This window comes from Streptomyces melanogenes, assembly GCF_014649795.1.
GTDB lineage: Bacteria > Actinomycetota > Actinomycetes > Streptomycetales > Streptomycetaceae > Streptomyces > Streptomyces noboritoensis.
Map to the genome: position 1 here is coordinate 156,287 of NZ_BMTS01000004.1, position 24,085 is coordinate 180,371.

Annotated in this window: 21 protein-coding genes; 10 read left to right on the plus strand and 11 right to left on the minus strand. The window is 74.3% G+C overall.

What is annotated here, in order from left to right; all coding sequences use genetic code 11:
• Positions 1-17: 17 nt before the first annotated feature.
• Together IE252_RS10730 and IE252_RS10735 are read right to left on the minus strand one after the other, a co-directional pair.
• Positions 18-833 carry an SDR family NAD(P)-dependent oxidoreductase gene (locus tag IE252_RS10730; RefSeq protein WP_190089122.1) on the minus strand — a complete coding sequence of 272 codons (816 nt, stop codon included), beginning with the start codon at positions 831-833 and terminating at the stop codon, positions 18-20.
• 153 nt (positions 834-986) lie between these two features.
• Positions 987-1,610 (minus strand): histidine phosphatase family protein, encoded by a 624-nt coding sequence (locus IE252_RS10735; RefSeq protein ID WP_190089123.1) that lies wholly within the window; start codon positions 1,608-1,610, stop codon positions 987-989.
• 505 nt (positions 1,611-2,115) lie between these two features.
• Here IE252_RS10735 and IE252_RS10740 point away from each other — a divergent pair.
• Complete coding sequence (locus tag IE252_RS10740) at positions 2,116-2,880, plus strand: helix-turn-helix domain-containing protein (protein WP_190089124.1); 765 nt, start codon at positions 2,116-2,118, stop codon at positions 2,878-2,880.
• A 69-nt stretch (positions 2,881-2,949) separates the two neighbouring features.
• On the opposite strand, the gene IE252_RS10745 is transcribed toward IE252_RS10740, so the two are convergent.
• A complete protein-coding gene (locus IE252_RS10745; RefSeq protein ID WP_190089125.1) occupies positions 2,950-3,825 on the minus strand; it encodes an SCO4651 family lipoprotein in 876 nt (291 codons plus the stop codon).
• 79 nt (positions 3,826-3,904) lie between these two features.
• Complete coding sequence (locus IE252_RS10750) at positions 3,905-4,708, minus strand: alpha/beta fold hydrolase (protein WP_190089416.1); 804 nt, start codon at positions 4,706-4,708, stop codon at positions 3,905-3,907.
• Positions 4,709-4,838: 130 nt separating this feature from the next.
• Between IE252_RS10750 and IE252_RS10755 the strand changes: the two genes are divergently transcribed.
• The 5 genes from IE252_RS10755 to IE252_RS10775 all read left to right on the plus strand — a co-directional run bounded on the left by IE252_RS10755 (position 4,839) and on the right by IE252_RS10775 (position 10,808).
• On the plus strand, positions 4,839-5,999 hold the full coding sequence (locus IE252_RS10755) for a serine hydrolase domain-containing protein (protein WP_190089126.1): 1,161 nt from the start codon (positions 4,839-4,841) through the stop codon (positions 5,997-5,999).
• Positions 6,000-6,055: 56 nt separating this feature from the next.
• Positions 6,056-6,835: a class I SAM-dependent methyltransferase gene (locus IE252_RS10760; protein ID WP_190089127.1), complete on the plus strand. Its 780-nt coding sequence runs from the start codon at positions 6,056-6,058 to the stop codon at positions 6,833-6,835.
• A 73-nt stretch (positions 6,836-6,908) separates the two neighbouring features.
• Positions 6,909-7,157, plus strand: a complete 249-nt coding sequence (locus IE252_RS10765) for a ribbon-helix-helix protein, CopG family (protein ID WP_190089128.1) — start codon at positions 6,909-6,911, stop codon at positions 7,155-7,157.
• Positions 7,158-7,159: 2 nt separating this feature from the next.
• On the plus strand, positions 7,160-7,531 hold the full coding sequence (locus IE252_RS10770) for a toxin Doc (protein WP_079126386.1): 372 nt from the start codon (positions 7,160-7,162) through the stop codon (positions 7,529-7,531).
• 79 nt (positions 7,532-7,610) lie between these two features.
• Positions 7,611-10,808, plus strand: a complete 3,198-nt coding sequence (locus tag IE252_RS10775; protein ID WP_190089129.1) for an amidohydrolase family protein — start codon at positions 7,611-7,613, stop codon at positions 10,806-10,808.
• A gap of 10 nt (positions 10,809-10,818) precedes the next feature.
• Here IE252_RS10775 and IE252_RS10780 read toward each other — a convergent pair whose 3' ends face one another.
• Complete coding sequence (locus IE252_RS10780) at positions 10,819-11,436, minus strand: TetR/AcrR family transcriptional regulator (protein WP_190089130.1); 618 nt, start codon at positions 11,434-11,436, stop codon at positions 10,819-10,821.
• A gap of 116 nt (positions 11,437-11,552) precedes the next feature.
• On the opposite strand from IE252_RS10780, the gene IE252_RS10785 reads away from it, so the two are divergent.
• From IE252_RS10785 to IE252_RS10800, 4 genes are read left to right on the plus strand one after another with little or no spacing between them, the layout of a single operon-like run.
• Positions 11,553-12,749 carry an alpha/beta hydrolase family protein gene (locus IE252_RS10785; RefSeq protein ID WP_190089131.1) on the plus strand — a complete coding sequence of 399 codons (1,197 nt, stop codon included), beginning with the start codon at positions 11,553-11,555 and terminating at the stop codon, positions 12,747-12,749.
• Positions 12,749-13,921: a thiolase family protein gene (locus tag IE252_RS10790; protein WP_190089132.1), complete on the plus strand. Its 1,173-nt coding sequence runs from the start codon at positions 12,749-12,751 to the stop codon at positions 13,919-13,921. Before IE252_RS10785 ends, IE252_RS10790 begins: the two co-directional genes overlap by 1 nt.
• Entirely contained in the window at positions 13,921-15,840 is a 1,920-nt protein-coding gene (locus IE252_RS10795; protein WP_190089133.1) for an AMP-binding protein, read from the plus strand. Before IE252_RS10790 ends, IE252_RS10795 begins: the two co-directional genes overlap by 1 nt.
• Positions 15,841-15,891: 51 nt before the next feature.
• Positions 15,892-16,743, plus strand: a complete 852-nt coding sequence (locus IE252_RS10800) for an MBL fold metallo-hydrolase (RefSeq protein ID WP_190089134.1) — start codon at positions 15,892-15,894, stop codon at positions 16,741-16,743.
• A 9-nt stretch (positions 16,744-16,752) separates the two neighbouring features.
• On the opposite strand, the gene IE252_RS10805 is transcribed toward IE252_RS10800, so the two are convergent.
• From IE252_RS10805 to IE252_RS10830, 6 genes are read right to left on the minus strand one after another with little or no spacing between them, the layout of a single operon-like run.
• Positions 16,753-17,556, minus strand: a complete 804-nt coding sequence (locus IE252_RS10805) for a thioesterase II family protein (RefSeq protein WP_190089135.1) — start codon at positions 17,554-17,556, stop codon at positions 16,753-16,755.
• A complete protein-coding gene (locus IE252_RS10810) occupies positions 17,553-17,792 on the minus strand; it encodes an acyl carrier protein (protein ID WP_190089136.1) in 240 nt (79 codons plus the stop codon). The genes IE252_RS10805 and IE252_RS10810 overlap by 4 nt, the downstream gene beginning before the upstream one ends.
• A 2-nt stretch (positions 17,793-17,794) precedes the next feature.
• Complete coding sequence (locus tag IE252_RS10815) at positions 17,795-19,720, minus strand: HAD-IIIC family phosphatase (protein ID WP_190089137.1); 1,926 nt, start codon at positions 19,718-19,720, stop codon at positions 17,795-17,797.
• Positions 19,717-20,748, minus strand: a complete 1,032-nt coding sequence (locus IE252_RS10820; RefSeq protein WP_190089138.1) for a 3-oxoacyl-ACP synthase III family protein — start codon at positions 20,746-20,748, stop codon at positions 19,717-19,719. Before IE252_RS10820 ends, IE252_RS10815 begins: the two co-directional genes overlap by 4 nt.
• Complete coding sequence (locus IE252_RS10825) at positions 20,745-23,774, minus strand: type I polyketide synthase (protein WP_229848201.1); 3,030 nt, start codon at positions 23,772-23,774, stop codon at positions 20,745-20,747. The genes IE252_RS10820 and IE252_RS10825 overlap by 4 nt, the downstream gene beginning before the upstream one ends.
• Positions 23,771-24,085 (minus strand): acyl carrier protein, encoded by a 315-nt coding sequence (locus tag IE252_RS10830; protein ID WP_190089139.1) that lies wholly within the window; start codon positions 24,083-24,085, stop codon positions 23,771-23,773. Before IE252_RS10830 ends, IE252_RS10825 begins: the two co-directional genes overlap by 4 nt.

Below are 24,085 nucleotides of genomic sequence, written 5' to 3' on the forward strand. Positions count from 1 at the left end.
AGACGCCAAGCCTGCTCTCAGCCGGTCGTGTCCTCGCGGCGCTCGACGTGGAACCCGAAGGGCACGGTCCCGAGGTCGAGCGCCGTCGCCCCGCCGTCGATGGTCAGCGTCGCGCCGTTGACGAACGAGGCCGCGGGGGAGAGCAGCCACGCGATGGCCTCGGCGACCTCGCGCGGCTCGCCCGGGCGCTGGGCGGGCAGCAGCCGGGTGGCGGTCTCGTACGCCGCGTCGACGTCCGCGAGGCCCGCCTCCTCGGCGAACCGTGCCATGCGCCGGTCGGCCATCTCCGTGCGCACCCAGCTCGGGCACACCGTGTTGGCGCGCAGCCCCTTCGGCCCGTAGTCGACCGCGAGGGAGCGGCACAGCTGGAGCAGCGCGGCCTTCGAGGTGGCGTACGCGGCGTTGCCGACACCGTTGCGCAGCGCGGACACCGAGGCGACCGCGACCACGGACCCGCGGGCTTCGACCAGCTGCGGCAGCGCGCTGCGCAGCAGCAGGAACGGGCCGGTGAGGTTGGTGCGCATCACCAGGTCCCAGTCCTGCACCGAGGTGTCGCCGACGGCCCCGCTGCGCCCGGTCCCGGCGTTCAGCACCAGGCCGTCCAGGCGGCCGTACGCCGCGAGCGTGGCGTCCACCAGGCCCTGCACGGCCTCCGGGTCGCCGATGTCGCAGGGGTGGGCGAGCGCGCCGGTCTCCTCGGCGATCTCGCGCAGGGGCTCGGGGCGGCGCCCGGACACGACGACCGTGTGTCCGGCGCCGGTGAGCAGCCGTGCGGTGGCAGCGCCGATTCCCGTACCGCCTCCGGTGACGATGACAACCTGTCGCTCAGCCATGCCCGTTCAGCCTCCGTGGTCGTGTGCGGTCGCGTTCGACCAGCACCTCGATCGAACGCCTCCAACGATCATAGGCAGACGGTGTCGGCGCCCCGGGCCGACCTGCGCGCACTCGCCGTCGGCGACGGCGCGCTGAGCCTCGCGGGACACCGCTCAGACGCGGAACTCCGGCGGGAAGCCGGTCCAGCGCAGTTCCGCGGGCAGATGCCCCATGTCGTTGAAGAAGACGACGGAGGCGGGGCGGTCGGGCGCGTACCGGATCACCGTCAGGGCCGCGTTGGCGTGCTGGAGCCCCTGCCAGCGCCACTTCGGGCCGTCGAGCGCGGCCCGCACCAGCCAGCCGATCAGGAAGTTGTGGGTGACGACCAGCTCGTGGCGCGGCTCGTCGCCGTCCACGGGCCGGGCGAACCGCTCCAGCGCGGCGGGCGCCAGCTTCCGCCCCAGCTCGCTCATCTCGGCCGGGAACTGCGCGAGCCGGTCGAGCATCGAATCGGCGTACTCGGGCGGGAGTTCCTCCTTGCGAGGCACGTACGGGATGTAGTCCCCGGCCAGCTCCGACGGCTCCATGGGGACGCCGTCGAGCTCGCCGTGGATCAGGTGCGCGGTCTCGGCCGCACGCGCGAGCGGGCTGTGGAGCACCGCGGCGAGCGGGCTCTCCCGGAGCCGGCGGCCGAGCAGGACGGCCTGGCGGCGCCCGTTCTCCGTCAGTCCGCTCTCGTCGGGCAGTGCCTCGCCGTGGCGTGCGAGGTAGAGGTAGCGGGCAGCCGTTCCGGCCATGGAGGGGTCCTCCCGTGTGCAGAGGGTGATCGTGCGGATGCCCGGAGGGACGCCGAGGCTCGCCGTCCGGTTCCGCTTGTCGTCCCCGGTCCGCTTTCCTGTTGTCACCCGCCACCCCCGTGAGCGGGTGACAACAGGAAAGCGGACCGGCCCGTGCCGGCCTCGCCGGGCCCGTCGTACCGCCGCTCGACTGGTCTGAGACCAGGGGCATATGCGCCCGGCATCGAGCGATGGCCGATATTCGGCCAGGGGTTCGTCCGTTCCTGGCCTTCACCACCTCTGCCATCACAGACTGCCTCCGAGGCCGACCGCTGGTCTTGTAAGAAGGCGCACTGCCTTGCCGGATTCCGGTCGGCGGAACACGCGCATGGTGAGGAGAGGGTTGCAGGTGGAGGCCAAAGCATCCTTGATTACCGAAGACCGAGGGGAGAATGTGGAACGAGCGGCACCTGACTGGTTGCGGGGTCAGGTGGTCAAGTACCGGGGGCGGCGCACACCGGGAGGGATGCCCGCCAGGCTGACCCTGCCGGCCGCCACGGTGACGCTGATCGTCGGCTGGGGCGACCCGCTGCACCTGTTCGGCCCCGGCGAGAGCGGGGCGGCGGGCGACACGTGGTACTCGCTGGTCGGAGGTCTGCGGACGTCACCCGTCCTCGGCGGCTACCGGGGCTCCGGACAGGCCGTCGAAGTGGATTTCACGCCGCTCGGCGCCTATATGTGCCTGGGCATATCCATGCACAACCTGGCGAACGAGACCGTGCACCCGGACGAGTTGCTGGGCAAGAGGTGGACGGAGCGGCTGACCCAGCGGCTCGCCGAGGCACCCGACTGGGAGGCGCGCTGGATGGTCCTCGACGACGCCCTGGCGAGCCTGCTGGCCGACGGCCCCGTGCCGTCGCCCGTGGTGGCCGAGGCGTGGAGCAGACTGAGCGCGCGCCACGGCGGGATGACGCTGGGTGAACTGGCCGGGGTCACCGGCCGCGGCAGCCGACGGCTGCAGGTGCTCTTCCGGGAGCAGATCGGGCTGCCGATACAGTCCGTCGCCCGGATCCTGCGGTTCCAGCGCGCGCTGACGCTGCCGTACGGCTCGCACGGGTCGCTCGCCGAACTCGCGGCGGCGTGCGGCTACTACGACCAGGCGCATCTGAACCGCGACTTCAAGGCGCTGGCGGGCCTGACCCCCGCGCAGCTGTGCGGACTCGCGAACCAGACCCCGCTGGACGGCACGGCGGCCGTCGAAGGGAGCCGCACCAGCGTCTTCAACCGCTGACCGCATTCCCTACGCGACGACAGGGGGGTGCCGCCGGGCCACGGCGGCACCCCTCACGCGCGCGTAGTCCTACGACCGCTGCGAGATGCCGTCGATGAACTCCTTCCAGGTGGCCACGGTGTTCGCCGGAGGCGGTGTGATCGCCGGCACCGCGCCGAAGTCCGAGTACTCCTCGACGACCAGCTCCGGCCCCTTCGAACCCCGGCCCTCCTCCCGCGACTTGAGGACGAGCCCGTCCTTGCCGACCCACAGGTCGATGACGACCGAGCTCATGCCCTGCCGCCGGGTGCTCGCGACATAGCTGTCGCGGACGCCCTTGTCGATGGCGGGTCCGTTGTACGCGGCCAGCTCGTCCACGACGACCGTGCCCCGGTAGTGGTCGGCCGGACGCCCGCCGACCCGCTCCTCGCCCACGCGCCGGGTGGACGGGGACGCGGCGAGCGCGCCCGCGAACTCGGGCACGTATCCCGCCGCCCGCGACTCGCCGGAGCCCTTGTCGCGGCCCGCGTACGCGGTGTCGTCCATCGTGTACCAGCTCTTGCCGGGCACCTCGTCCGTGTGGACGTAGGTCTTCCCGCCGAGCGAGATCACCTGGCTGAAGCCGCTCGGATTGGCCGAGGACGGCTTGGTCCACGACTTGATGACGCTCGCGGACGGCGCCTTCTGGAACAGCATCTCGGAGTGGCCCGAGCCCGGCGCCCCCGTCTGGAGCGTCTTGTACGAGGCCTGCTCGCCGGTCTTCCTGGCCGCGGCCGTCAACGCGGCGCGGACGTCCGCCCCTTTGCCGGAGCCCTTCGCGGCTCCTTTGTCGTCGCCCGGTTCGGGCGCGCCCGTGCCGCCCTCCGGCCCCTCGTGCTCGGACTCGCCGCTTCCGCACCCCGCCAGCATCACCGCGAGCGCCGCCCCCGCGGTCGCCAGCGCGATGCCCTTGCCCCAAACGCGCACAGGTCGCATTCCTTCCCCGTTCGTGAAAAATCCTCGTGATCTTAGCTGTCTGTGCAGGTGGGAGGGGTGGGCGAGGACGTCAGGGCAGAATGCGCGGGGCGCCGCCGAAGAACTCCGCCAGGACCGGGGCGAGCGCCCGCGCCGAGAACTCGTGCGTCTGGCCGGGGAGGGAGAGCGCACGACCGTCCGGCACGGCCCCGGCGATCGCGCCGGCCGGGGCGCGCAGCCACTCCGGGCTCGCCCCGCCGCACAGCGCGAGCACCGGGACGGTCACCGAGGCCAGCCGCTCCACGGGAAGCGCGGCATCGCCGAGCACGGCGTGCTCGTACGCGAGGGTGTGGGCCAGCGCCTCCATGCCCGGCCACAAGGGGGCGAGTCGGAACTGCTCGATCGCGGGCGGGGGCACGCCGATCCTGGTCAGGAACAACTCCACGGCGTCCGCCCGCCGTTCGGCGGCCAGGAGGGCGGCGAGCTGCTCGCCGTACCGGAGGTTGCCCGCCCGCCGCTCGGCCTCCAGGGCGTAGGGCGGCTCGTACACGGCGACGGCCGTCACCGGCAGCCCGCTCGCCGCGGCCTCCAGCGCCAGGGCGCCGCCCGAGGAGAGCCCGTGGAGCAGGGCGCTGCCGCCCGCCGCCGCGACGACCGCGGCCAGGTCCTCGACCTCGCGGGCGACCGCGTACGGGAGTGTGTTCCCGCTGGCGCCACGGCCTCGGCGGTCGTAGTTGAACACGGTGAAACGCGGGGCGAGGAGACCGGCGAGCTCCCGGTGCGTCTCCCGGGTGCAGAAGGCGCCGCCGACGAGGATCACCGGCGGCCCCTCCCCGGCGCACTCGTAGGCGAGGGGCGTTCCGTCCGGCGACCAGGCCGTGTTCGTGTGGTCCATCACGGATAGACGTCGGAGGAACGCGCGATTCATCGGTACTCCGTCGGGTGGGGGACCGATGAGTTTGCGCGCCGCCGTCGGTCTTCCTTCCGGCTTCGCGTACCGACTGGCGACTTCCGAAGGTGGGCCGATGAGCGATCTGCACGACATCCTCAAGAAGCACGTGGGCGGCGACGCCTGTGCGCCGGGGGCGGTGGGCCTGGTGGCCCGGGGCGGCCGGGTGGAGGTGGCGGCCGTCGGGCACACCGACGACGAGGGCGGCACGACCATGGCCCGGGACTCGATCTTCCGGATCGCGTCGCTGACCAAGCCGATCGTCTCCGCGGCGGTGATGACGCTGGTCGAGGACGGCAGGCTCGCGCTGGACGCGCCGGTGGCGCGGTGGCTGCCGGAGCTGGCCGCGCCCAGCGTGGTCCGTACGCCGGAGAGCACCGTCGACGACGTGGTCCCGGCCGTCCGCCCCATCACGGTGTTCGACCTGCTCACCTACCGCGCCGGATACGGCTTCCCGGCCGACTTCTCGCTCCCGGCCGTCGCCCCGCTCTTCACCGAGCTGCTCCAGGGGCCGCCGCAGCCGCAGTCCGTCGCCGCGCCGGACGCGTGGATGGCGGCGCTCGCCCGGATCCCGCTGCTGTACCAGCCGGGCGAGGCCTGGCTGTACAACGCGTGCTCGGACATCCAGGGCGTACTGATCGCCCGGGCCGTCGGGCGGCCGCTGCCCGAGTTCCTGGCCGAGCGGATCTTCGAGCCGCTGGGCATGAACGACACCGGGTTCGCGGTCCCGGCCGCCGACCTCGGCCGCTTCACCGGCTACTACCGGGCCGGGGCCCCGGACTCCGGCGGCCTGGAGCTGGTGGACGCGCAGGGCGGGCAGTGGAGCACCCCGCCCGCGTTCCCGTCCGGGGCGGGCGGGCTCGTCTCGACCGTCGATGATCTGTACTCCTTCGCCCGGATGCTGCTCGCGGGCGGCACGCTCGACGGCCACCGCGTCCTGTCGCCCGACTCCGTACGGCAGATGACGACCGACCACCTCACCCCCGCCCAGCGCGAGGCGAGCACGCTGTTCCTGGAGGGGCAGGGCTGGGGCTTCGGCGGCTCGGTCGACGTCGGGACGGCCGAGCCGTGGAACGTGCCGGGCCGGTTCGGTTGGCTGGGCGGCACCGGCACGGCGGCGCACATCGTCCCGTCCACGGGGACGGCTACGATCCTGCTCACGCAACTGGAGCTGACCGGGCCGACTCCGCCGCCCGCCTCGATGCAGGATTTCTGGCGGTACGCGGCGAACGCCTGATCCCGTACGGGACTTGGCCCCTGGGCGCGTCCGCCGCCACCCACTAGGTTCGGATCATGAAGGAACGCAGAGCGGACGGCAGCGCGGGAGACGCGGACTACGGCACGATAGGCGTCGGTTACGCCGACCACCGGCGCCCCGAGCCCCGTATCGAGGAGTTCCTCTCCCGGGCGCTGGGGGACGCGCGCACGGTGGTGAACGTGGGCGCGGGGGCGGGTTCGTACGAGTCCACCGCGCGCGAGGTGACGCGCGTCGAGCCGTCCGCGTCGATGCGCGCCCAGCGGCCCGCGCATCTGCCGCCCGCGATCGACGCGGTGGCCGAGCATCTGCCCTTCGGCGACGACGCCTTCGACGCGGCCATGACCACGTTCAGCGTGCACCAGTGGAGCGACGTGGAGGCGGGGCTGCGGGAGATGCGGCGGGTGGCGCGCGGGCCGGTCGTCGTGCTGACCTGCGACCCCGAGCTGGTGCGCGACTTCTGGCTGTACGCGTACGCGCCCGAGGTCCTCGACACCGAGGCCCGCCGCTACCCGGCGATCGCGGACCTCGCCGACGCGCTGGGTGGCCGGGTGACGGTGCGGCCGGTGCCGATCCCGGTGGACTGCACCGACGGCTTCAACGAGGCGTACTACGCGCGCCCGGAGACGCTGCTCGACCCCGGCGCCCGGCAGGCGTGCTCCGCCTGGAGCTTCGTGGACGAGCCGGTGCGCGAGCGGTTCGTCCGCGACCTGCGGCGCGACCTGGAGAGCGGCGCGTGGGACGCGCGCTTCGGCGCGCTGCGCGAGCAGCTTTCCTACGAGGGCTCGTTGGTCGTGGTCCGCTCGGTGCCCGAGTGACCCGATGCGGCGGCCGCGAGACCGTTTCGACGGAGGCTGTTCCGCGCTGTACGGCCTGCTGTACGGTCGAAGCATGTCCAAGTCAGTGACGATCCGGGTCGACGACCAGCTGCACGCGCTGCTGAAGGAGCGCGCGGCGGCCGAGGGGTCGACGGTGACGGCGCTCATCACTCAGGCCGCGTACGAGGCGGTGCGCGATCCACGGCTGGAAGGCGCGGCCGAGGTCTTCCGCTCGTTCATCGCCGAACAGGGCGACGCCTTCGACGCGGCGTTCCCCGACGACGCCCCCGACCAGCGGGACTCCTCGGGGCGGGCCGCCTGACGGTGGAGTTCCACATCGACATCCGCTGGCTGCTCGAACGCCAGACGGAAGTGCTGCCCAAGCAGCCCACGGTCCACGACTTCTCCAGCCTGGTGGCCGCCGTCGGCCGCCACCGCGTCAACACGCCCCGGGTCGAGGCGACCGTCGACAACTCCTGGCGGGCGGGTGCGCTGATGCACGCGATCATCCGGCTGCGCCCCCTGCCCGCCCGCAACGCGCTCTTCGGCGCGGCGGTGGTCGTCGCGTACATGAACGCGGCGGGCGAGGGCCTGGACGCCCCGTACGGCGCCCTCATCGACCTGGCCCGCGACATAGACGCGGGCCACACCGACGCGTACGACGCGGCCGACCGGATACGGTCCTGGCGCATCTGACTCCGTGCTTCGGCACGACCCGTTTGGCCGGAATGGCGCGGTTGCCCACGTGCTGCGTGGTGCGCCAGCGTGTGGGGGCATGGATCGTGACTCCAGCGGCGTCGCCGCGAGCTCCCTCTCCCGTCGTCAACTGCTCGCCGCCGCCGGTGCGGCGGGGGCCGTCACCGCCGTCGGGACGGTCCCGGCGGCGGCCCGCCGGCGCGAGGGGCTCTCGCTGTCGTTCAGCGCGGCCACCAACGGCTCCGCCAGCCTCGCGCCCGCGGGGGACACGGTGGTCGCCGAGGTCCAGAGCGTGCTGTGGTCGCTGCCCCGGCACGGCGGCAAGGCCGTGCCGCTCACCCCGGCGGGCCTGGAACCCGGTCGGCCCGTGCACGCTCCGGATGGCTCACTCGTCGCCTTCTGCGCCTACGAGGGCGGCGGCTATCACGTGTGGACCGTGCGGCCGGACGGCTCGGACGTGCGGCGGCGCACCGACGGGCCCTGGGACGACCGGGGACCGGCCTGGTCGCCCGACGGGACCCGGATCGCGTTCGCGTCCGAGCGCGCGGGCGACCCGGTGGCGGGCAGCGCGTACCGCGTCCACGTACTCGACCTGCGGACCGGGCGGCTCACGCAGCACACCGGGCTGCCCGGCCAGGAAGGCCCGCTCCAGGACGGTGCCTGGGAGGACTTCGACCCCACCTGGTCGCCGGACGGGGCGCGGATCCTGTTCGTCCGCGCGAAGGTCGTCACCACCCCCACGGGGCTCGGCTTGGAGGCGCGGACCGTCGCCGCCGTCGCGGCCGAGGGGGCCGGGCCCGTCGCCGTCGTCCACACCGAGAGCGAAGCCGCGCAGGTCATGTGCCCCGCGCTCGCGCCGGACGGCCGTCGGCTCGCCCATCTGCGCACCACCGCCGCGCCGAACGGCTCCTGCACGCTCGTCGTCGACGGCAAGCCGGTCGCCGTCGCCGGGGACGTCGCGCCGGTGCCCCCGCGCTGGACGGCGGCCGGGGAACTGCTGCTGACCGTCGACGGGCGCTTCACGCTCGTACGGCCCGAGAGGCCGGGGGAGGCGGAGACGATCCCGTTCGAGGGCGCGCTGCCCGTGGAGCGGCCGCGCTACCGGGTCAAGGAGTACGACCTCGGCGAGGGGCGGGTACGGCCGGTGCGGGGCGTCCATCTGCCCGCGCTCTCGCCCGACGGGCGCCACATCGCGTTCGCCGCCCTCAACACCCTGTGGCTGGCGGACACTTCGGGCTCCCGGCCGCCCCGGCGGCTGCGCGAGTCGGCGCCGACGCGCTATCTGCTCGGGCCGGTCTGGACGCGCGACGGGCGGGCGCTGCTGTACGCCGACGACCGCGACGGGCTGCTCGGCGTCTACCGTCGAGATCTGGCCACCGGCGAGGAGCGCGCGCTGGCGACCGGCGGCCGTGTGCACCCGGCGCTCTCGCCCGACGGGAAGCGGCTCGCCTGCCTGGACATGACCGGCCGCCTCCTCGTACGCGACCTGGCCTCCGGCACCGAACGCGTGCTTGCGGCGCCCCTCGGCGGCGGCGGGCTGCCCGGCCGCCCCAGCTGGTCGCCCGACGGCCGCCGCATCGCGCTCTGCGACCGCAACCGCCTCAACGCGCGCTTCCGGGAGGGCTACAATCTCATCCGGGTCGTCGACGCGGAGACCGGCACCGCCCGCCTCCACGCGGTCGCGCCGCACGTCTGCGTCTCCGACCGGTACGACTCGGGGCCCGTCTGGTCGCCCGACGGGCGCTGGATGGCGGTGATCGTCGAGTCCGCGCTCTGCCTGCTGCCCGTCGCCCCCGACGGCACCCCGCAGGGCCCGCCGCGCACCCTGACCGACGAACCCGCCGACCATCCGTCCTGGTCCGGGGACTCGAAGGCGCTGCTGTACCTGTCCGGTTCGCGCCTGCGGCTCATCGGCGTCGACGGCGGCCCCGCACGCACGATCCGGGTCCGGCTCGAAGCCCGCCGGCCCGCGCCCGCCGACACGGTGGTGCACGCCGGGCGGCTGTGGGACGGCACCGGCGAACAGGTCCGCGGCGACGTCGACATCGTCGTACGGGACGGGCGTATCGCGTCCGTCGAGCCGCACCGCGGCGGCCGTGGCGCGCTGCGGCGGATCGACGCCTCGGAGCGGACGGTCGTGCCCGGACTGTGGGACACGCACACCCACCCGTGGCAGAGCTCCTACGGCGGCCGGCAGACCGTCGGCCAGCTCACCTATGGGATCACCACGGCCGTCTCGCTCGGCGGATTCGCGTACGAACAGGCCCGGATCCGCGAGGCGGTGGCCGCCGGGCAGCTCGCCGGGCCCCGGCTGCTCACCACGGGGGAGCTGCTCGACGGGTCCCGGGTGGCGTACAGCATGGGGCGCGCCCACCGCACCAGGGAGGGGCTGCGACGGTCGCTGGAGCGGGGCGCCGCGCTCGACTGGGACTTCGTCAAGACCTATGTCCGCGCGCCCGGTTGGGTGATGGAGGAGGCGGCCCGGTTCGCGCACGAGCGGCTCGGGGTGCGTGCCGGAAGCCATCTGCTCTCGCCCGGCGTGCAGCTGGGCCAGGATCTGACGACCCATCTGCAAGCCACCCAGCGCGCCGAGTTCGGGCACGCCACCACCGCTTCGGGACGCGCGTACGAGGACGTGGTGGAGGTCTACTCCGCGCGCGGCGTCAACTTCGCGCTCATCGCCACGCCGTTCACCTCGTCGCCGCTGATCGGAGCCGATCCCGGGCTGGCGGCGGACCCCCGGGTCACCGTGGTGATGCCGCCGTGGGACTCCGCGCTGCTGCGGCAGTCTGCGGGGGTGCCGCCCACGGCGGCCCAACTGGCCACACTGCGCCGGGAGACCGACGTCTACCGGCGGGTGCTCGCCGCCGGTGGCCTGGTCGCGCTCGGTACGGACGCGCCGATCGTGCCCGTCGGGCTCTCCCTGCACCTGGGCCTGCGCGCACTGCACCAGGGCGGGCTCTCCCCGGCGGCGGCCCTGCGCACCGCGACCGTGCTCCCGGCCCGCCTCTTCGGCGTCGAGCGGCACCTCGGCACCGTGGAGGCGGGAAAGCTCGCCGACCTGACCGTGGTGGACGGCGACCCGTTCGAGGACTTCGCCGCGATGGTACGGACGGTCTCGGTGCTGCGGGGCGGAGTGCCGTACGAGACGAAGGAGTTGGTGGCGGCGTTCGAGCAGCCGGAGCGGCACGCGGACGCCGACCACGAGTGGCTCTCGGTGGGGCGGCTGATGCGGCGCGGCGGGTGCTGCGACATGGAGGCCGCGCTGCCCGGGTGAGCGACCGCGGTCAGCGGCTGGCGGCGACCGCCGCGACGACGGCGTGGGTCAGCCGTCTGACATAGGTGGCGTCCGTCGGCCCGCCCGCCGCCAGCATGCGGAAGTACAGCGGCGCGCCGAACAGGTCGGTGGCCAGGCCGGTGTCGATGTCGGGCGGCAGCTCGCCCCGTACCGTCGCGCGGTCCAGGAGCGTCGCGACCGCCGCGCGGCGCGGGCCCAGGACGGCGTGGTGGAGCGCGTCGCGGAGCGAGGCGCTGCGGGCCGACTCGGCAAGCAGGTCGGGGATGATCCGGCCCACCAGCGGGTGCCGCAGCGCCCGCAGGGTCTCGTGGAGGAACCGCTCGACGTCGCCGTGCAGCGACCCGGAGTCCGTCGTCGTGGGGATGTGCGCGGCGGCCGCCTGGGAGACCAGCTCGACGACCATGGCCTCCTTGGACGGCCAGCGGCGGTAGAGCGCCGCCTTGCCGACGCCCGCGCGGCGGGTCACGGCCTCCATCGACATCCGCGCGTACCCGGACTCCGCCAGCTCCTCGAACATCGCCCGGCGGATCGTCTCGGTCACGGACTCGCGCAGTACGCCGGCACCGGCGGGCGGACGCCGCAGTTCGCTGTCACGGAGGCTGGCCATGATCGGAGACTAACACGGAACGGAACGGTTGCGTTCCGTGAGGCGGCGGGTGTACGTTCGCGCCCTACGAGCCGGAACGGTGCCGTTCCGTTCAGTGGTTCGGCGGGAGGCCCGCGGTGAAGTTCCTCTTCGACGACAAGGCGTTCTCCTTCCAGGCGCTGCGCACGGCCGGGCACGCCGCCTGCGGCGGCGCGGACCTCGGCGAGGTGCTCGTCACCTGCGAGGACGTTCCCGACGGCAACGAGGCCGCCTGGTGCCGCGCCTGGTCGGCCACCGCCGCCCGGCTGCACCGCGCGGGCGACGACGCACTGGCCGCCGGGCACCGGGTGAGCGCGCGCGAGGCGCTGCTGAGGGCCTCCAACTACTACCGCGCGGCCGACTTCTTCCGCCTCGACGACCGCGACCACGACCGCGAGTCGGACCGGCTCGCCCTGCACTCGCGCGAGACGTTCGCCCGCGCCGCCGCACTGTTCGACACCCCGGTCGTCCCGCAGCGCATCCCGTACGAGGGCACGACCCTGCCCGGCTACCTCTTCCTCGCCGGACCCACGGACGAGCCCCGGCCGACCGTGATCCACCACGGCGGGTACGACTCCACGCTCGAGGAGCTGTACTTCATGGTCGGCGCGGGCGCCCTGCGGCGCGGTTACCACGTGCTCGCCTTCGAGGGGCCCGGCCAGCAGTCGGTGCGCCGCGAACAGGGCCTGGCCTTCCGGCCGGACTGGGAGGCGGTGGTCACCCCCGTGGTGGACCACGCGCTCACCCTGCCCGGGGTCGACGCCGACCGGCTCGTCCTCTTCGGCACCAGCTTCGGCGGCCTCCTCGGCGCCCGCGCCGCCGCCTTCGACCGGCGCTTCGCGGCCTGCGTCCTGCACAACGGCATCTACGACTTCTACCGGCTGCCCCTGACGGTCATCCCGGCGCACCTGGCCGAATGGGTCGCCGAGAGCCGCGACGAGGTGGCCGGGCCCGCCCTGGCGGTGGCCATGTCCCACAGCACCCAGCTGCGGTGGTTCCTGCGCCACGGCATGTGGGCGTTCGGGGCGAAGACCCCGGCCGAGGCCCTGCGCGCCTGCATGCCGTACAACCTCGACGGCGTGGCCGAGCACATCACCTGCCCGACCCTGGTCCTGGACGCCGAGAACGACGTGGTCGCGCGCGGTGAGGCGCAGCGGGTGCACGCCGCGCTGCGCGCCGAGAAGGACCTCATCCGGTTCGCCGCCGCCGACGGCTCCGGCGAGCACTGCCAGGAGGGCGCGGCCCTCCACTTCCACCAGCGGGTGTTCGACTGGCTCGACGAGCGGGGGATCTGATGCTGTCCGACATCGCCGTCGTCCACGGGGCGCGCACGCCCGTAGGACGGTTCAAGGGAGCACTGCGGTCGGTCCCGGCGCACCGGCTCGGCGCCCTGGTGATCCAGGAGGCGCTGCTGCGGGCGGACATCGACCTGCACGCCGTCGACGAGGTCGTCCTGGGGTGCGTCGGCCAGGTGGGGCCTGACGCGTTCAACGCGCGGCGCGCGGCGCTGGCCGCCGGGCTTCCGGTCGAGGTGCGCGCGTACAACGTCAACCGGCTGTGCGGATCGGGCCTGCAGGCCGTCTGGTCGGCGGCGCAGACGCTCGCCCTCGGTGAGGCGCAGGTCATGGTGGCCGGCGGCAACGAGTCGATGACCCGTCAGCCGCTGCTCGACTACAGCGAGCGCGCCGCCGACGAGCTCCCCGGAGAGCCCCGGATCGACGGTACGTTCTCGCTGGTCACCGACCCCTTCGCGCACGGCCCGATGGGGCTGTCGGGTGAGGCCGTGGCCGCGCGGTTCGCCATCTCCCGGGCCCGCCAGGACAGTTGGGCCGCCCGGAGCCAGCAGCGGGCCGCCGAGGCCCTGGCGCGGGGGTGGTTCGCCGAGCAGATCGTTCCCGTGCTCACCCCGGACGGCACGGTCGAGCGTGACGAACACCCGCGCCCGGGCACCACCGTGGAACGGCTCGCCCAGCTCGACCCGGCGTTCGCCCCCGACGGCACGGTCACCGCCGGGAACTCGGCCGGGCTCAACGACGGGGCCGCCGCCGTGGTGCTGACGCGCGTCCCGGACCTGCGCCCGGGGACCGTCCCGCTGTGTCTGCTGCGCGATGTGGTGGTCACCGCGCTGGAGCCGGAGATCATGGGCTTCGCGCCCGCCGGCGCCATCAGGAAGCTGCTGCGGCGCACCGGGCTCGACCTCGACGACATCGCGGTGGTCGAGCTCAACGAGGCGTTCGCCGCGCAGGTCCTCGCCGTACTCGACGACCTCAAACTGGACCCCGACCGGGTCAACCCGAACGGCGGGGCGATCGCGCTCGGCCACCCGATCGGCGCGACGGGCACGATCCTGCTGCTCAAGGCCGCCCACGAACTGCGCCGCACCGGCGGGCGGTTCGCCGTCGTCGCCCTGTGCATCGGCGGCGGCCAGGGCATCGCCGCGCTCATCGAGAACCCGGAGGCCCGCTGATGGGCGAGTACGCCTGGTACCCCGGCCGGGAGCTGACCGAGCACAGCAACGTCGCCCGGTTCTGCCGGGCCCACGGCCTGGACGGCTACCGCGAGTTGCAGCGCCGCTCCATCGCGGACCCCGAGTGGTACTGGTCCAGCGCCGCCCGCGACATGGGCATCGTCTGGCACGAGCAGCCGCTGTGCGCCCGCGACGGGCGGGGCGGGATCGCCGCCACGCGCTGGTTCCCCGGCGGGCGGACCAACCTGGTCGAGTCCTGTCTGGAACGCCATGTGCGCCGCGGCCGCCCGGACGCGACCGCCCTGCGCTGGGAGCGCGAGGACGGCACGCGGGGACAACTCGGCTACCGCGAGACGGCGCGGCTGAGCGCCCGGGTCGCCACGGGACTCCGCGGCCTGGGAGTGGGGGAGGGGGACCGGGTGGCGGGCTATCTGCCACCCGGTCCCGAGGCCTTCGTGCTGCTCTTCGCCTGCGCCCGCATCGGCGCCGTCCTGGTCCCGATGTTCTCCGGCTTCGGCACCGAGGCGCTGGCGGTCCGGCTCGCCGACGCCGAGGCGCGGGTGCTGGTGACCGTCGAGGCGACGACCCGGCGCGGCAAGCGGTACGAGATGCTGCCCGTCGCCCGCGCGGCGGCGGAGAAGGTCCCCGAAGTACGCCACCTCGTGGTCGTCGCGGACGAGCCGACCGGCACGGCCACCACCACCTGGCGGGCCCTCACCGAGGCCGAGCCCGCCGAGACCGTCCATCTGCCCGCAGGTGCGCCCTTCCTGCTCCTGTACACGTCCGGCACCACCGGCCGCCCCAAAGGCGCCGTCCACACCCATGGCGGATTCCCCGTCCAGGTCGGCTCCGAGGTCCGCTACAACCTCGACGTGCGCCCCGACGACGTGGCCTTCTGGGTCACCGACCCCGGCTGGATCATGTTCGCGCTCGTCGTCATCGGCTGCACGCTCGCGGGTGCGAGCGTCCTCGCGTACGAGGGCGCAGTCGACCACCCCGGCCCGGACCGGCTGTGGCGGCTCCTGGACGACCACCGGGTGACCGTCTTCGGCAGCTCGCCCAGCCTCGCCCGGGCGATGATGACCACCGACGGGCCCGGGGCTGCCGCGTCCCGGCTGCGGATCCTCGGCTCCACCGGCGAGCCCTGGACCGAGGACGCCTGGCGCTGGTACTTCCACGAGGTCGGCGGCGGCCGCTGCCCCGTCATCAACATCAGCGGCGGTACGGAGGTGGGCGGTTCGCTCCTGGCGTCCGCGCCCACCGTCCCCCAGACGCCGTGCGGCTTCACCGGGCCCTGCCTCGGCATCGACGCGGTCATCGAGGACGCGGACGGCGCCGAGGTCGGCGAGGGCGAGATGGGCGAGCTGGTGGTGCGCCAGTCCTGGCCGGGCATGACCCGCGGCCTGTGGCGTGCGCCGGAGCGGTTCGCCCACACCTACTTCAGCCGCAGGCCCGGCCGCTGGTCCCACGGCGACCTCGCCTCCCGATCCGACGGGGAGTGGTTCGTGCACGGCCGCCTCGACGACGTGATGAAGGTGGCGGGCAAACGGCTCGGCCCCGCCGAGGTGGAGGAGGCCGCGCTCGGGGACCCCGCCGTGGCCGAGGCGGCGGCGGTCGGCATTCCGCACCCGGTGAAGGGCGAGGCGCTGTGGTGCTTCGTGGTGCCCGCGCACGGGACGCTGTCGGCGGCGGACGCCGACCGGATCCGCGCGCGCGTCGCCGACGCGCTCGGGCCCGCCTTCCGGCCCAGCCGGGTGATCGCCCTGCCCGAACTGCCCCGGACCCGCACCGGCAAGGTGATGCGCCGCCTCATCCGCGACTGCGTCACCCAAGACGCACCCGGAGACCTCTCCACGCTCGCCAACCCGCACAGCCTCGCAGCGCTGCGCGCCGCCGTCCACGAGGCGGCCGACGGCTGACACCGGACCGGCCGTCCGAGCGTCAACGGCGGCCACACACAAGGGATTTCCATGCCGACGATCGACATTCTCCTGCCCGGCTTCGCCATCGACACCGACCAGGGCTACCCCGCCTTCTGCGGCGTCTTCCTCGTCCGGGGCGTCGACGCCACCGGCCGCCCGCGCACCATCCTCGTCGACGCCGCCCACGTCGGACGCCGCCCCCATCTGTGGGCGGCGCTCGCGGCGCACGGCCTCACCGCGGCGGACATCGACACCGTGGTGCTCACCCACGCCCACTGGGACCACGTACAGAACATCGACCTGTTCCCGCGCGCCGAACTGCTCCTCCACGGCGACGAGCGGCGCTACGCCCACGCGCCGCACTCCAACGACTGGGCGACCCCCGCCTGGACCGGCCTGCTGCTCGAACAGCTGCCGATCCGGGAGGTGGCGGACGGCGAGGAGATCCTGCCCGGCGTCCGCGTCATCGCCCTGCCCGGGCACTCGCCCGGCAGCATCGGCGTCCTGGTCGACACCGACGCCGGGGTGGCCGCGATCACCGGCGACGCCCTGCACTTCGCGTACGTGGCCACCACGCGCCGCAACCCGCTGGTCTTCTGGGACGCCGAGCTCGCGGCCCGCAGCATCGACCGGGTGGTGGGGGCGGCCGATGTCATCTACCCGGGCCACGACCGCCCCTTCCGCCTCACCTCCGACGGCGCGATCGACTACCAGGAGCCGTTCGCGCTCACCGTCACCGGGCTGCGGCCCGACACCGAGGGGCTCGCCTTCGCCGACGGCTCCTCGCGCCCGCTGTGGGTCATGCCGGGCGTGGACGAGCAGCGCACGCTGTACGAGAAGAACGCGGAGGAGGCCCGGCGGCGCATGGCCGGGGTGCCGCGCGTGGTGCGGCCGCGCTGAGCCGGCCCGTCATGCGGGGGCCCGCCGCGCCTCGGTGAGCAGAGCGGCCAGCGAGCGGTTGAGCTCCTCGAAGAAGGGCTCGGGGGCCTCGCGCGGGAAGAAGTGGCCCCCAGGCACGGTGGTCAGCCGGAAGTCGCGCGCGTACCGCTCCCAGGCGCGGACCGCGCCCGGGTCCACGAGGGCGTCGTCCGCGCCCGCGAACGCCCGGATGTCGAGCGGCAGTCGCCGCTCGGCGTCGTCCGGGTCCGGCAGCCCCGCCTCCCGGTGGCTGGCGCAGATCCGCAAGTCGTCCCGGACGATGGGCAGCAGTGCGCGCAGCCAGTCGTCGCGGCCCAGGAACTGCGGGTGCAGCCCGCCGATGTCCACCAGGAGGCGGGCGAGGTCCGCGTCGCCGTACAGATCGGCCGGCGGCAGCGGCGGGGTGAGGTGCGGGGCCGCGTACGCGCCGACGTACAGCGCGAGCGGCGCCCGGCCCCCGGCCCGCATCCGGGCCGCCGCCACCGCGAAGCCGATCAGCGCGCCCATGCTGTGCCCGTATACCGCGTACGGCCGGTCCAGCCACGGGCCGAGCTCGTCGGCCAGGGCCTCGGCCAGGGTCCCCGCGTCCTGGAACCGCCGCTCGCGGAACCGCGATTCGCGGCCGGGCAACTGCACCGGCAGGACGTCCACTCCGGGTGCCACCCGCGCGGGCCACGGGGCGTAGAACGACGCCCCGCCGCCCGCGTGGTGGAAGCAGAACAGCCGCAGCGCCGCGTCCTCGCGTGGCGCCCGGACCAGGCAGCCCGCCGTGGCGGCCGTGGCGGGGCCGCTCACGCGCGCACCACCTCGTACATCTGCTGGAAGGTCACGGCCTCCAGGAGGTCGGCCACCGGGACGCGGCGGCCGGTGACGTTCTCCACCACGGTGACCAGGCGCAGCAGATGGACCGAGTCCCACTCGGCCACTTCGTCGAGGGGGCGGTCCAGGTCCTCGGGGGCGAGGCGGATGCCGAGCTCGTCCTCCAGGAGCGCGCAGAACCCGGCGGCGTCGGCGATGGCGGTGGCGGTCATGGTCAGTTCTCCTCGAAGGCGGTGTGCAGCCGCAGATGGGCGGGGGCGGGCGTGATGTCGCGCAGGGCATGGCGGAAGACGACTGTGGCGGGGTCCTCCGGGGCGACGCCGGTGGGGACGAAGCCGTGGTCGATGTAGAAGGAGGCGAAGGCGGCGTTGCGCGGGGTGGGCCGGTGGCGGGCCAGCGCGCCGTGCGCCCCGGACGCCGCCGCGTGCTCCAGGACGGCCGCCAGGCAGGCGCTCTCGATGCCGCGCGAGAACACCCGGCAGCTGAGCACGTAGTTGTCGATGTGCAGGTCCTCCGCGTCGCGGCGCCAGAACACCGCGCCGACCAGGCCGTGGTCGCCGAACCGGTCGCGGGCGCGGACCACCAGCACACCGCGGTCGGGGCGCTCGGCCCACTCCCGCACCTGCGGCAGCTGCAGGCGCTCGGGGGCGAGGTGGAACTGGTTGGTGCGCAGGGTGAGCTGGGAGACGCGGGACAGCTCGGCGGGCTCCGGCGGGCGCACGGTGACCTCGATACCGAGACCGTCCAGATAGTCCTGGTACGAGCCGGTGTCCTCGCGGAACTCCTGGCGCCTGGCCTCGGTGCGGTAGCGGGCCGCCCGCTCGCGGTCCTCGTCGGTGAGCACCGGTAGGTCGAACCAGCCGTCCGCGAGCAGCGCGGCCGGGTGCAGGGCCGGCTCCTCGTCGACGTGGACCACCGCGACCTGCGGCAGCTGCTCGCGCACCAGACCGCACTCGAAGGTGCTGTCGTCGACGAACACGAAGCTGTCCAGACCGATCCCGACCCGCTCCGCGATGTCGCGCAGATTGTCGTGCTTGGCCGACCAGTTGGCGTTGACGCGGACGAAGTCCTCCTCGCGCAGCAGCATCGAGGGGTGCTCGCGCAGCGCCTCGCGCACCTTGGCGTCGTCGTTCTTGCTGCTGACGGCGAGCAGCACGCCCTGCGAGCCGAGCTGGGCCACCACCCGCTGGAACTCGGCGAACGCCTCGCCGCGGAACCCGCTGCCGAGCTCGACGCCGTCCACGCCGTCCTCGCCGAGCACCCCGCCCCACAACGTCCCGTCCAGGTCGAGGACCAGGCACTTGCGGGTCCGGCCGAGCAGCCCGGTGACAAGGTGGCCGACGTCCCGGGCGTAGCTCGCGAGCAGTCCCTCGGCGAGGCGCGCCTTGGCGTACAGGCCCGTGCGCGGCTCGTACGCCGGTGTGCCCTGGGCGACCAGCGGGTCGAGGTCGACGACGATCAGCCCGGGGTGCTCCTCGGCGAGCGCGAGCAGCCCGCTGTTGAACTCGCGCCAGACGATGCCGAGCCGGGCCCGGGAGCGCAGATCCACCAGCTGGCGGGCGTGGCGGTGCAGCAGCGGAACCGTGTTGAGGACCAACGGGCCGCGCCCGCCGTCCTGGTGGGCGCGGACGGCCCGGGAGATCAGGGCGAGCCGGGACCTGGCCGCGGCCTCGACGTCCTCGACCCGCCAGGGCAGCGGCACCTCCTCGAAGACGGTGTGCGCGTCCAGCAGGCACAGCGTGAGCGTGGGCCGCCGGTCCGGCTCGGCACCGCCGGGCCCGAGCAGGTCCGCCAGATACGAGCCGTACGGCGAGACCACCGGGTCGAGCAGCAGCCCGTGGCGCGCCAGCTCCGCGGTGAGCGGGGCGACCAGCGGGGCGACGGTGGACTGGCCGGTGACGGCGACGGTCACCACGGGCACGTCGGCGTGGTGGCGGACGACGTCGTCGCGGTCGAGCCGGGCGAGCAGCTGGCCCGCGGCGGGCAGTTGCCGCTCCGGAAGCCGGGCGAGCAGCGGCCGTACCGACGGGTACTCGGCTTCCAGGCGCCCGGCCGCGTACAAGTCGCGCAGGGTGCGCAGCACCTCGGGGTCCTGCCAACTTCCGCCCGCTGAAGGGGTGTTGGTCGTGATGGTGGTCATGCGCGCTCCAGGGCGATGCCGGACTTGATCCACTTGCTGGACTCCACGGCGACGGTGACCGCGCGCCCGCCGCCCTGCCACCGGCCGAGCAGCTCGGCGAGCTGGAGGAAGGGCAGGGCGTTGCCGTTGTTGCCGACCGTGCGCACCACGTTGACGCGCTGGGCGAGCGGGGCGGGCATCGCGTCGGAGATGCGGTCGCTCATCCGGCCGGAGAGCTGGGGCGGCAGCAGATAGTCCACCTGGTCGGCCGTCCAGCCGACGTCGCCGATGAGCTCCCAGAACATCTGGGTGGCGAGGACCGGCACCGCCGCCTCGATCGCCTTGTAGTCCTCGGAGATCGCGATGCGGTCGCTGTGCCGGTCGCCCAGGCCGAACCAGTCGATGACCTGGCCGGGCGCCTTGCCCAGGCCCACCAGGCGGTTGAGGACCTGGCGGATCTCCACGCGCTCCCCGAACGACTCGGCGCTGAGCACGGCCGCGCCCGCCCCGTCGCCGAACAGGATGTAGTTGACCAGCTCGCCGGGGGTGCGCGAGCCGGGGTCGAAGTCCGTCTCCAGGTGCTTGGCGCAGACGTCGCCACCGATCACCAGGACCGTCGAGCAGCGCCCGGCGAGGAGCAGGGTGCGGGCCACGTCCAGTGCCTGGACAGCCCCGGCGCAGCCGGACTGGAGCTGGTAGGTGGGGACGTTGTCGATGCCGAGGCGGTCCGCCACCAGGTTGACGGTGGCGGGCATCAGCTGGTCCGGGGTGGCGGTGCCCATGACGACGCAGTCGATGTCGACGGCCTCCAGGCCCGCCGCCGCGAGCGCCCGGTCCGCCGCGGTCGCCGCGATGTCCGCGAGGGAGTGGCGGACCTGGCCGGTCGCCAGGTCGACGGCGAAGTGCCTGCTGACGTTGCCGATGAACATCTCGGCCCACTGCTCGTCGACGCCGACGAGCTTGGCCAGGGTGGCGTTGTCCACCGGTTCCCCCGGCAGGCAGGTGCCGACCGAGACCAGGTGGGCGACGGGGGCGGGTGACGGACTCATGTGCGCGGTCCTTCCGGGGCGGACGGTGTCGGGGCAGTCGGTACGAGGAGGCGCTCGCCCAGATAGCGGGCGAGGTCGCCCACCGTCTCCAGGCTGGCGAGCAGCTCCTCGACGGGCAGGCTGCCGAGCTCGGGCAGCTCGTTCTCGATGCGGGTCTTGAGCTCCATGACCTGGATCGAGTCGAAGCCGAGGTCCTCGGCGAGGCGGGATCGGTCCCGTACCGCCGAGGGGTCGTGCCCGCCGACCCGGCACACCAGACGGTGCGTCACCTCGGACACCCCGTGGGGGGAACCACCGTCCGGGGTCGGCGGGCACGGGTCCGCGAGGTCCGCCACCGGCGGCCGCGCGGCCGCCGCGTCCACGGGGAGGTGGGGCGCGGGCGGTTCGGGGGCGGTGGCGGAGCGCCAGGCGCGGAAGCTGTCGTCGAAGACGTACGGCGGCAGCCGGCGCGGCACGCGGTCCGCCTCCGGGTACAGGCTGTCCCAGGTGGGATCGGCCCCGGCGCTCCACAGCTGCCCGAGCAGATGGTGCAGCGGGTGGCGGGGCGCGCGCTCGCCGGGATGGGCGGCGAGGCAGCTCACCGGGTCCGCGTCGGCCGGCCGGAGCCGGGCGAGCATGGGGGTGAGCACGGCGCGCGGGCCGATCTCCACGATGTGGGTGACGCCGGACGAGAACAGCTCGGCGGCGGCGTCGGCGAACCGCACCGGCGCGGTGATCTGGCGCGCCCAGTAGTCGGCGTCCATGCGCTCCTCGCCGCCCATGACCCGCCCGTACACCGTCGAGAAGACCGGCACCGAGGGGGCGCCCGCCGTCACGTCCGCGCCCTCGTGCCGGAACGGGTCGACGGCGGGCCGCATCAGCGGGGAGTGGAAGGCGTGCGAGACGGTCAGCGGGCGGGCGTTGACACCCCGGTCGGCCAACGTTGCGCGCAGCAGGGCGAGTTCGTCGAGCCCACCGGCGACCACCGTGCTGCGCGGACCGTTGACGGCCGCGACGCAGACCCGTGCGGGATCGGTGAGCAGCGCCGCCACCTCCGCCTCGGGCAGTGGTACGGCGAGCATGCCGCCGCCGTCCGGGAGCGCCTCCATGAGCGCGCCCCGGCGGGCGACGAGACGCGCCGCGTCGGCCGCTTCGAGCACTCCGGCCGCGCACGCGGCGGCGAACTCGCCGATGCTGTGGCCGATGACGGCGGCGGGCCGGATCCCGGCGTCGGCCAGGGCGCCCGCCATCGCGTACTCGACGGCGAAGAGCGCCGGTTGGGCGAGGCCCGTGCGGTGCACGCCCGGATCGCCCGCCAGGACCGCGTCGCGCACCGAGAGGCCGAGGTGGCCCGCCAAGTGCGCGTCGATCTCGTCGAAGAGGCGGGCGTAGACGGGGGAGGAGGCGTACCAGGAGGCGGCCATGCCGGGGTGCTGGGCGCCCTGCCCGGTGAAGGCGAACGCCACCGCGGGCGCCGTGCGCCGCACCCCGCCCTCCTCGTCGTGGGTGCGCTCGGCGGCCTCGCGCAGCCCCGCCACCACGGACGCCAGATCGCCCGCGGCGACGGCGACGCGGTGCGGCAGCCGGGACTTGACGCGGTTGCTGGTCCAGCACAGCTGGGCGAGCCGGTCCTCGGGCAGCCGGGCCAGCGCGTCGGCTTGCGCCAGCAGATTGGGGCGCAGCTGGCGCGCGGAGCGGGCGGAGACGGTGAACACGCCCGGGACCCGCTCGCCGGAGCGGTGCACCGCGCGCGGCGGGGAGGAGAGCACGGCGTGCGCGTTGGTGCCGCCCATGCCGAAGCTGCTGACGGCGGCGTGCACGGTGCCGGACGGCAGCCGAAGCGGGGACCTGAGCAGCGACAGGCGCCGGTCGGGCAGTTGGAGCCCCGGGTTCTCGTCGTCGGCGAAGCGGCTGGGCGGCACCGTGCGGTGGTGCAGCGCCAGGACCGTCTTGACGACCCCGGCGATCCCGGCGGCGCCCTCCGCGTGCCCGAAGTTGCTCTTGACCGAGCCGAGCGCGACGCTGCCGCCGCTGCGGCCGCTGGTGAGGTGGCCGAGCGCCTGGGCCTCCATCATGTCGCCGAGGAGGGTGCCGGTGCCGTGCGCCTCGATGAAGCCGATGTCGTCGGCGCCTACCTCGGCCGAGCGCCAGACCCGCTCGATGAGCTGCTGCTGGGCCCAGCGGTTGGGCGCGGTGATGCCGTTGCTGCGGCCGTCCTGGTTGACGCCGGTGCCGCGCAGCACCGCGTAGACGGGCTGGCGGTCGGCGAGCGCGTCGGCGAGCCGGCGCAGCACGAGCACGGCGACGCCCTCGGCGCGGCCGATGCCGTCGGCGGACGCGCTGAACGGCTTGCAGCGGCCGTCGGGCGCGGACAGGCCCGCCTGGGTGTAGAAGATGTTGAGGACCGGCGTCATGATCAGGTTGGTGCCCCCGGCGAGCGCGTAGTCGCAGTCGCCCGCGCGCAGCGCGCCGGAGGCGAGGTGCAGGGCCACGAGCGAGGACGAGCACGCCGTGTCCACCGCCAGGCTGGGACCCTTGAGGTCCAGGTGGTACGAGACGCGGTTGGCGCCCATGAAGTAGCCGTTGCCGGAGCCGTGCCGGGCGGTGATCCCGTCGTAGTCGGCCAGTTGGAGGTGGGCCCACTCGTTGGCCATCACCCCCACGAACACGCCCGTGTCGGTCCCGGCCAGGTCCTCGGGGGCCACCGCCGCGTCCTCGATGGCGCGCCAGGAGCACTGGAGCAGCAGCCGCTGCTGCGGGTCCATGGCGGCCGCCTCGCGCGGTGAGATCCCGAAGAAGGCCGGGTCGAAGGCGTCCGGGTCGTCGATGAAGCCGCCGCGCACGGTGTTGGAGCGGCCGGGCGGCCGGGCCTCGCCCGGGGAGGCCGGGTCGGCGAGCACATAGCGGTCCGCCTCCCAGCGCTCCTCGGGGACGCGCCGGGTGCCGTCCCGGCCCTCCATCAGGAGGTTCCAGAACTCGCCTGCGTCCCGGGCCCCGGGGAAGCGGCAGTCGAGCCCGACGACCGCGACCGGTTCGGGTGCGCTCACGAGGCGGCCCCGGCGTCCCCCACGGCGAGCAGCTCGGCCAGGTGCCCGGCGATCGCGCGTACCGTCGGGAAGTCGTACGCGAGGGTCGGCGGAACGGCCAGCAGGTGGCGCTCCTCTATCTCGCCGCAGATGCCGATGGCGGCCACCGAGTCGATGCCGTAGTCGGCGAGCGGGGTGGTCGGGTCGATCTCCCGGGCGGGCCGGTGCAGATGGAAGGCCACCCGGTCGATGAGCCACTTCTCCAGGTCCGCGGGGGCGAGGACCGGGGTCTGCGGGCGGATCGCGGTGCGGGTGTCGGGGGCGATGGACAT